8 protein-coding genes, 1 tRNA gene and 1 other RNA gene are annotated in these 7,867 nt (G+C 66.5%); 7 read left to right on the top strand and 3 right to left on the bottom strand.

The genetic code is table 11. The features are described 5' to 3' along the window. Nucleotides 1-29: 29 nt before the first annotated feature. A tRNA-Ser gene (locus tag WAX14_RS05420) sits at nucleotides 30-114 on the bottom strand. A gap of 117 nt (nucleotides 115-231) precedes the next feature. Here WAX14_RS05420 and ffs point away from each other — a divergent pair. The 5 genes from ffs (at nucleotide 232) to WAX14_RS05445 (ending at nucleotide 4,830) form a co-directional block, all read left to right on the top strand. Further along, nucleotides 232-326: signal recognition particle sRNA small type (gene ffs, locus WAX14_RS05425), an RNA gene on the top strand. Between the two features lie 46 nt (nucleotides 327-372). Next, nucleotides 373-1,662 (top strand): aminotransferase class I/II-fold pyridoxal phosphate-dependent enzyme, encoded by a 1,290-nt coding sequence (locus WAX14_RS05430; RefSeq protein ID WP_422627067.1) that lies wholly within the window; start codon nucleotides 373-375, stop codon nucleotides 1,660-1,662. Between the two features lie 278 nt (nucleotides 1,663-1,940). Beyond that, on the top strand, nucleotides 1,941-3,368 hold the full coding sequence (locus tag WAX14_RS05435) for a hypothetical protein (protein WP_422627068.1): 1,428 nt from the start codon (nucleotides 1,941-1,943) through the stop codon (nucleotides 3,366-3,368). A gap of 21 nt (nucleotides 3,369-3,389) precedes the next feature. Next, nucleotides 3,390-3,968, top strand: a complete 579-nt coding sequence (locus WAX14_RS05440; protein ID WP_422627069.1) for an HhH-GPD-type base excision DNA repair protein — start codon at nucleotides 3,390-3,392, stop codon at nucleotides 3,966-3,968. 226 nt (nucleotides 3,969-4,194) lie between these two features. After that, nucleotides 4,195-4,830: a glyoxalase gene (locus WAX14_RS05445; protein WP_422627070.1), complete on the top strand. Its 636-nt coding sequence runs from the start codon at nucleotides 4,195-4,197 to the stop codon at nucleotides 4,828-4,830. Here WAX14_RS05445 and WAX14_RS05450 read toward each other — a convergent pair. Together WAX14_RS05450 and WAX14_RS05455 are read right to left on the bottom strand one after the other, a co-directional pair. Next, nucleotides 4,763-5,590, bottom strand: a complete 828-nt coding sequence (locus WAX14_RS05450; protein ID WP_422627071.1) for a 2-phosphosulfolactate phosphatase — start codon at nucleotides 5,588-5,590, stop codon at nucleotides 4,763-4,765. The two genes, WAX14_RS05445 and WAX14_RS05450, sit on opposite strands and share 68 nt — an antisense overlap. A gap of 130 nt (nucleotides 5,591-5,720) precedes the next feature. Continuing rightward, the gene (locus WAX14_RS05455) at nucleotides 5,721-6,542 is read right to left on the bottom strand and encodes a siderophore-interacting protein (protein WP_422627072.1); all 822 of its coding nucleotides are present in this window, start codon (nucleotides 6,540-6,542) and stop codon (nucleotides 5,721-5,723) included. A 120-nt stretch (nucleotides 6,543-6,662) separates the two neighbouring features. Between WAX14_RS05455 and WAX14_RS05460 the strand changes: the two genes are divergently transcribed. Both WAX14_RS05460 and WAX14_RS05465 read left to right on the top strand, forming a co-directional pair. Further along, nucleotides 6,663-7,313, top strand: coding sequence for an FMN-dependent NADH-azoreductase (locus tag WAX14_RS05460; RefSeq protein WP_422627073.1), 651 nt, complete (start codon nucleotides 6,663-6,665; stop codon nucleotides 7,311-7,313). 169 nt (nucleotides 7,314-7,482) lie between these two features. Next, complete coding sequence (locus WAX14_RS05465) at nucleotides 7,483-7,845, top strand: HPF/RaiA family ribosome-associated protein (protein ID WP_422627074.1); 363 nt, start codon at nucleotides 7,483-7,485, stop codon at nucleotides 7,843-7,845. Nucleotides 7,846-7,867 lie beyond the last annotated feature (22 nt).

Raw genomic sequence — 7,867 nt, forward strand, 5'->3', positions numbered from 1 at the left:
GTTTCCCACGAGGCCGAGGGCCTTCGGTGCGGAGGATAGGGGATTTGAACCCCTGAGGGCGTTAACCCAACCCGCGTTCCAGGCGAGCGCCATAGGCCACTAGGCGAATCCTCCGTGGGGAAGCATACCGAACACTCTGCGATTCTTGCCAAACGAGCAGGTGGTTGTGCGTTTTCGAGGGGTTGTTCCGGGGCGATTCAGCGGTTGCGGGGGGTGTCCTCTACACTTGCCGATGGATCCCGCGCGGCGCGCATCCTGTGAACTCCCCCAGGGCCGGAAGGCAGCAAGGGTCAACGGGCTCTGCCGGGTGCGCGGGGTCCTCTCAACTCCGCCGATGCCCGTGTCGCCGTGCACGGTGAAAGGTTCTTCCGCATGCCTGCCCAAACCCAGATCGGGTTGATGAGCCATGAGGAACTCGTTGCAGAGCACGAGCGCCAGTCCGCCAACTACGACCGACTGAAGACCGAAAAGCTCACGCTGGATCTGACGCGCGGAAAGCCGTCCCCCGAGCAACTCGACCTCTCCGCGGAGCTGCTGTCGCTGCCGGGCGCGGGTGACTACCGCGATGCCTCCGGCACCGATTGCCGCAATTACGGCGGCCTCACCGGCCTCCCGGAGCTGCGCGCGATCTTCGCCGAGTTGCTGAACATCCCCGTCGAGAACCTCATCGCAGGCAACAACGCCAGCCTCGAGATGATGCACGATCTGATCGTCGCGTCGCTGCTGCACGGCGCAGTCGGCTCGCCGCGCCCGTGGTCTCAGGAATCGGTCGTCAAGTTCCTGTGCCCGGCGCCCGGCTACGACCGCCACTTCGCGATCACCGAGTCCTACGGCATCGAGATGATCCCGGTGCCGCTGCGTGACGACGGCCCGGACATCCATGTGATCGCCGAGTTGGTCGCCGCTGATCCGCAGATCAAGGGCATGTGGGCGGTGCCGACGTATTCGAACCCGACCGGTGCCGTCTACTCCGAGGACGTTGCCCGGGCACTGGTGTCGATGCCGACCGCCGCTCCCGACTTCCGGATCTTCTGGGACAACGCATATGCGGTGCACCCTCTGGTCGAGGACTGCGCACCGGCGGTCGACATCCTCGGTCTCGCGGCCGAGGCGGGCCACCCCGACCGGGTGTTCGCGTTCGCATCGACGTCGAAGATCACGTTCGCCGGTTCCGGCGTCAGCTTCTTCGGCTCGTCTGCAGACAATCTCGCCTGGTACCAGAAGTTCCTCGGTATCAAGACCATCGGTCCGGACAAGATCAACCAGCTCCGGCACCTGCGGTTCTTCGGCGACGCCGACGGGGTTCGTGTCCACATGACGAAGCACCGCGAGATCCTCGCGCCGAAGTTCGCGCTGGTTCTCCGCATCCTCGAAGATCGCCTGGGTGCGTCGAAGGTCGCGTCTTGGACGGAACCGAAGGGTGGCTACTTCATCAGCCTCGATGTCGTCGAGGGCACCGCGAAGCGCGTCATCGCGCTGGCGAAGGACGCCGGCATCGCGTTGACCGCCGCCGGATCGGCGTTCCCGTACAAGAACGACCCGGACGACCGGAACATCCGTCTCGCGCCGAGCTTCCCGTCGCTCGACGAGCTGGCCACCGCGATGGACGGTGTCGCCACCTGCGTGCTGCTCGCCGCAACCGAGAAGGCTCTCGCCGACTGATCGGTCAGCCCGTTTCCGTCCCGCGCGCGATTTTCTCGAGCGCCCGCGCGCGGGTTCATCGAGCGAATGTATCGCTGGGTCGATTGAAGGAGACGAGCGATACATTCGCTCACTCCGCGTAAGTTGTGCCCAGGCTGTGGACAACCCTGTGGACAACTCTCGGTCCGACGCATGTGATCTGGAAAAACGGATCGACTGGGCTTTCTCGACAGGAAGTGCCATACTCCCCGATCAGGGTCGCCGCGAGTCCCGCGGCGGGTTCGGAAGTGGTGAGTGTGATGGAAGACCGCGCTCTCGTGAAAACCGGAGCCGGCGCAACTGTCGTCGCGTCCGTGACGGGATGCCACGGTGTGCTCGACGTTTTTCTGATGGCGCTCGACATCGACGCCTCGACGATCCCGCGACCACCGGTACCACCGGTCGATGCGATCGAACCGTTCCTTCCTGCGCGGGTCGGCGCGGTCCGGGCCACCGATCACGGCGTGCGGCCGGCGGTTCTCCTCGCATACCGGCATCTCGTCGACCGCACGCGCCCCGAGGTGTCCTTCGGGGTCGCGACCGGGTCGCTGCGGGCAGGTTCGTCGGCCCGTCCGTTCGTCGGCGCACCCGCGACGTGCGTGTCGTTGTGGGAGATCCCTGGGCACGGCCTCGTGCTTGCGTTGGAAGCGCTGAGGGACAACACGTCCCCGCTGATCGGCCGGCGCATCGACCCGTTGCAGGACCGCGACGGGCAGGGCTTCCGGCCGGTCGTGGACGGATTCCTCGCCCCGTTCGGCCTGACGTCGTCGACGTCCCTCGAAGGACTGTTCCCCGGCATCAACCGGATGATGCCCGCGCCGACGACGTACCGGCCGCTCCACGACGTCGTCGCGCACCGCCATCGTGGTGTCGGCGACCGTGCGGTCGTGGAGGCGCTGATGGTGGAGGTGGTGTCGAGCGGCGGCGACCGGGTGCGCGACCTCGTCGACGGCACGACGACCGGTCCGTTCGCCCGGGCTGTTGCTCGAGAGTGGGGCGTCCTGTGGAGCTGGGACCGTGTGCACCTCGTCGATGTGCCGGCGCAACCCGGCGCCGCGATCGCCGTGCGCGAGGACTCGGGTGCCGTGCTGCTCGACCTCGACGCTACCTCGGAGGACAGCGACTTCGCGGCGTGCGGTGCCGGCGAGATGATCTTCGGACTTGTGCAGTGGGTCGCGATGCGAGCGAGCTGCTCGCGGGACTTCTGGCAGGTGCTGGCACATCTGCGCAACCACGAGGACCTCGACGGCGACCGGCTCCGCGCCGCACTGGACGACGTCGCCGCGATGCAGGCCCGTAAGATGGAGCGGGCCCTGCTGCGCAAAGAATCGATACACGACAACCGGTTCCATTCATGGACACAGCCGACGCAATTGCGTTCGGTGTTGGTGCGTCGGGTGTCCGACGAGATCGCCGATCTCGACGGCGAACTCGCCGAGGCGGCGGACGTGATCGAGCACGCGGTGCGTCGCAGCGCCGAACTGCGCGGTCAGCGTCATTCGCGGCTCGCCCGCGCATGGTCTGTGGTGGCATCCGCCATCGCAGTCGTCGCATTGTTCGCGGCCTTGGCCGCGGTGCCTGCCGCATCCGAACCCACGCTGTTCCCGCACTGGCTGCACGCGTTCAGCGTCACGCTGGCGCTCACCGTCGTCGCGGTTGCCGTCGCCGTACTGTGGCGACGGCGGTGAGGCGCGGTGCATGATCGACACATGGCATCGACGCTGAATCTGGCCGGAGACCCGGACGCCGACGCACTGCTCGCCTCCGACCCGTTGGCACTGCTCATCGGAATGCTCCTCGACCAGCAGGTTCCGATGGAGACGGCCTTCGCGGGTCCGAAGAAGCTCGCCGACCGGCTCGGCGGACTCGATGTGCACGCCATCGCGGAAGCCGGTCCCGACGGCTTCGTCGCCGTCTGTGCGCAGCCCCCGGCCGTGCATCGGTTCCCGAAGTCGATGGCACAGCGCATCCAATCATTGTGCGCAGCAATCGTCGACGACTACGGCGGTGACGCGTCCGCCATCTGGACGACGGGAGATCCGGACGGCAAGCAGGTTTTGACGCGACTGAAAGCACTGCCAGGTTACGGCGACCAGAAGGCCAGGATCTTCCTGGCGCTGCTCGGTAAGCAGATGGGTGTAGCGCCGACGGGTTGGCGCGAGGCAGCAGGCGACTACGGGCAGGACGGGTCCCGCCGATCCATCGCCGACGTCGTCGACGAAAAGTCGCTGCACGAGGTGCGTGAGTTCAAGAAGTCGGCGAAGGCCGCAGCCAAGGCGAAGCGGTAGCCGCTGCCTCGCTTCCGAGCGACCGACCTCCTTGTCCCGAGCGAGTGGTACGCCCGGTCGATTGAAGAAGACGAGTGTGCCATTCGGTCGGAACCCGGTGGCGCTGTCCGCCGGTCTCGGTTCCTGCAGCACGTCACCACAGGCTTACGCGACGAGGCTGTTGCCGACGACAATCGGTCAGGAATCGAGAAGCGCACGATGCCGGCCGATTCCTAACGTGGATATCATGACAACCACGACAGCACATACCACGTCCATCGCAACCGTCACCCTCGAGGTGACCGACGTCGACGCTGCGCGTCGCTTCTACACGGCGTTCGGGGTCGATGCTTACATCCAACTGCGGGAAGCGTCTGAGAACACCGGTGGTTTCCGGGGATTCACGCTCGCTCTGACGGTGTCGCAGCCCGCGACCGTGGACGCTTTCCTCGATGTCGCCGTCGAAGCAGGGGCCGAAGCGATCAAGCCGGCCGCGAAGTCGCTGTGGGGCTACGGGGGTGTCGTCCAGGCGCCCGATGGCACGATCTGGAAGGTCGCGACGTCGGCAAAGAAGAACACCGGTCCCGCCACCCGTGACATCGACGAGGTCGTCCTGCTGCTCGGCGTCGACGATGTGAAGGCCGCCAGGAACTTCTACGTCGAGCGCGGGCTCACCGTCGGGCGGAGTTTCGGTGGCACGTACGCCGAATTCGCCTCCGACGCTTCGAGCCCGGTCGAGTTCGCGCTGTACAAGCGCAAGGGTCTGGCCAAGGATCTGGGGGTTTCCGTCGACGGTAGCGGCTCTCATCGCGTCGTCATCGGCGGTGGTGCAAGCAATTTCGTCGATCTCGACGGATTCGTGTGGGAGGCTGCGGGTCGGTAGGGTCGCGTCGTGCGGTGGCCGCGTCGACGAATCGCTGATCGCGTAGGACTGGGACGCAGGTGCTCTGTCCGAGCTCCGCCGCGACCGCGACGTCGTCTGCGTATCCGGCCTCGATCAACTCGCGACCTGAGGCGCAGTCCCGCAGCGCATCGATCATCCGGGCCTGTACCGCTGTCCACGCGTCCACGGCGACCTGCGCCTCCGGAGACAGCGGGCCGGGCGCAGGGAGTTCGGCGATCACGGCACCGGCGCCCCACAGATCCTCGACGGCCGGGCGGAGCGCACCGTCGGGCCATTTCTCACCGCCGGCGACGATCGCGACCACCGCGCCGGGGTGGTGGAGTCCGATCCACCGGGCAACCGCACTCGCATTCCGGAGCGACGCAGCGACACAGATCGTCGCGGTCGCACCGAGTTCACAGGCGATCGACGATCCGTTCGGCGACGGCAGAACCAGGCGCTCGAGGCTGGGTGCCGCGCGAATCGTGCCGGGCGACAGGCTGACCGTGCCGGGTCGGGCGGCTCGTCGGCCGACGGCGAGCGTGGCGCCGCGCTCGGCGGCGTATGCGGCGGCGCCGTCGTCGTTCCAGCGGTACGGGAACACCTCCACACCGCGGTCGAGTGCGACGGACAGTGTCGTGGTGAACGAGAGAACGTCGACGACGACCGCGACGTCGGCACCGGCAGCCACAGCCGCGGCGCCGGAGAGACCCCACTCGAGCCGGATACTGAAGTCGCGTTGCGTGTGTGCCGGATTCACCCGGCCAGCGTGTCACAGGCATGTCGGACCCGCGGGCAGGTGGCGCACGAATTGCATCCGCGTCGAGCGGCGTCGTCCGCTGATCCGATCGTGGGGGCGGGTGGCCGACGGCGGAGCGGATACGGCGAGTTCAGCCCTGCGCCTTGCCGATTCGCCAGTACCCGGTGAACGTGACATCGGACTTCGCGATACCGCGATCGTTCACCAGGTGCCGCCGCAAACCGGACGCGAGCGTCTGCTCGCCGGCGATCCACCCGTAGAGGGATTCGCTCGGAAGTTCCGCGTTGCGAACGGCATCGACGACGAGCGCGCCGACCTCGGTGGCCGGATCAGTCCGGATCAGCCAATTGACGGGCACACCGTCGGGTCCCCCCAGGTCTTGGGTGTCGGCGGCATCGGCGATCTCGACGTAGACCGCACCCTGCAGGTCGCGCGGCGCGGACTTCAGGATTCCGGCGATCGCGGGCAGTGCGCTTTCGTCACCGGCGAGCAGCGACCACGTCGTGTGTTCCGGTGGTTGGTACGTGATGCCCTCGTCGAGCAGGCCGACGGTTGTGCCCGGCTCACAGTTCGACGCCCAGGCGCAGGCCGGGGTGTGGTCGCCGTGCATGGCGAAGTCGATGTCGAGTTCGGCTGTCTCGCCGAATGTTCCGGCTCCTGCGCTTCGGTGTTCTCGGACGGTGTAGTTGCGGACGAGTGGTCGGTGTTCCTTGCCCATCATCAGGTATTGCGCGTACCAGAGGTTGCTGGCGGCGGTCGGCAGTCGCAACCCGTGCCGCCCGGGCATGAACAGCCGGAACCACTGGTCGAAGCCCATGGGGGTGTAGTCGGCGAGATCGTTTCCACCGATGGTGACGCGCACGAAGTTCGGGCTGATCCGTTTGCTCGCGAGTACGTCTGCGGAGAGGATCCGGCGGTCCTCCGGCTTGAGGTACTTCGTGCGCTTTACCACGCCGGTGAGGTTAGCAGACCCTTACCCATCTGTCGGTGGTCTCGCGCAGCAGGCCACGCTCGGTAGTGTGCCGGGTACGGAACAATTCGACGCACGCGTATTCGACACAAGGGAGTCCAGGTGCCTCAACTGCTGCACATCGATTCGTCCGCCGAGATGAACGCGTCGGTCTCGCGGGCCCTCACCGGGTTGTTCGCCGAGATCTGGCGGGATCTCGGCGAAGGCCACACCGTCGTCCGGCGCGATTTGCACCGCGATCCGTTGCCGCATCTGCCCGACGCGGGTCTGCACTACGCGGCGCGTCTGCGTGCGGACGGCGAGACCCCCGATGTCGCGGCGGAGAAGCTGCAGGCGGATCTGATCGCGGAGGTCGCGGCCGCGGATGTCGTCGTGATCGGTGCCCCCATGTACAACTGGTCGTTGCCGTCGACCCTCAAGGCGTGGATCGACTACATCCACGTTCTCGGCACCACCGTCCCGTTCGACACCCCGGATCGCCCGTTCGCGGGTAAGCCCGTGGTGATCGTGTCGAGCCGAGGCAACACGTATGCACCGGGTACGCCGGGTGAGGGCACCGACCACACGGTGCCCCCGCTCCAGCAGGTTCTCGGTGTCTCGCTCGGGATGTCTGTCGAGGTGGTCGTTGCCGAACTCACGCTCGCCCATCGTCTGACACCCCTCTCCGTATTTTCCGGGCAGGCAGAGGAAAGCCGTTCCGCCGCTGAGAAATCAGTACGTACCTTCGCGACCGAACTGGGCACCCGTTCGTGAGATGAGCGGGCGGGACGACGACCGCCATCCGATTCGGGACTTCCGGCGCGGATGGTGTCGCGACACGCACTCGGAAGATTTGCCGAGCCTCGGCGAATCGGGTCTGATCGGAAGTGGGCAGCATGCCAGGGCGGGCTCACCGCCCGGTGCCCGAGAAGGAGGGATACTCATGCAGGTCCAGCTCAACAAGGACAGCAACATCCAGATCGACGAGGACATCGCCGGACGCTTGGAAGGTGACCTGGAGTCCGCGCTCGAGCGCTTCGGCGATCGGATCACCCGCGTCGAGATCCATCTCGGTGACGAGAACGCCGCGAAGCCCGGCGTCGACGACAAGCGCTGTGTGCTCGAAGTCCGCGTCGCAGGTCAGCAACCGATCGCCGTCACCCATCATGCGGGCTCGGTGAAGGAAGCGTTCGACGGTGCCGTCGACCGTCTGCAGAATCTGCTGGATTCCAAGATCGGTCGTGCCGGCAACCACAAGGGCGGCCAGTCGATCCGCCACATGCAGGTCGACGAGACCACACTCTGACCTTCGGCAGCCGGGTTCGCCA

The sequence above is a fragment of the Rhodococcus sp. (in: high G+C Gram-positive bacteria) genome (genome assembly GCF_049299235.1).
Taxonomy (GTDB): Bacteria; Actinomycetota; Actinomycetes; order Mycobacteriales; family Mycobacteriaceae; genus Rhodococcus.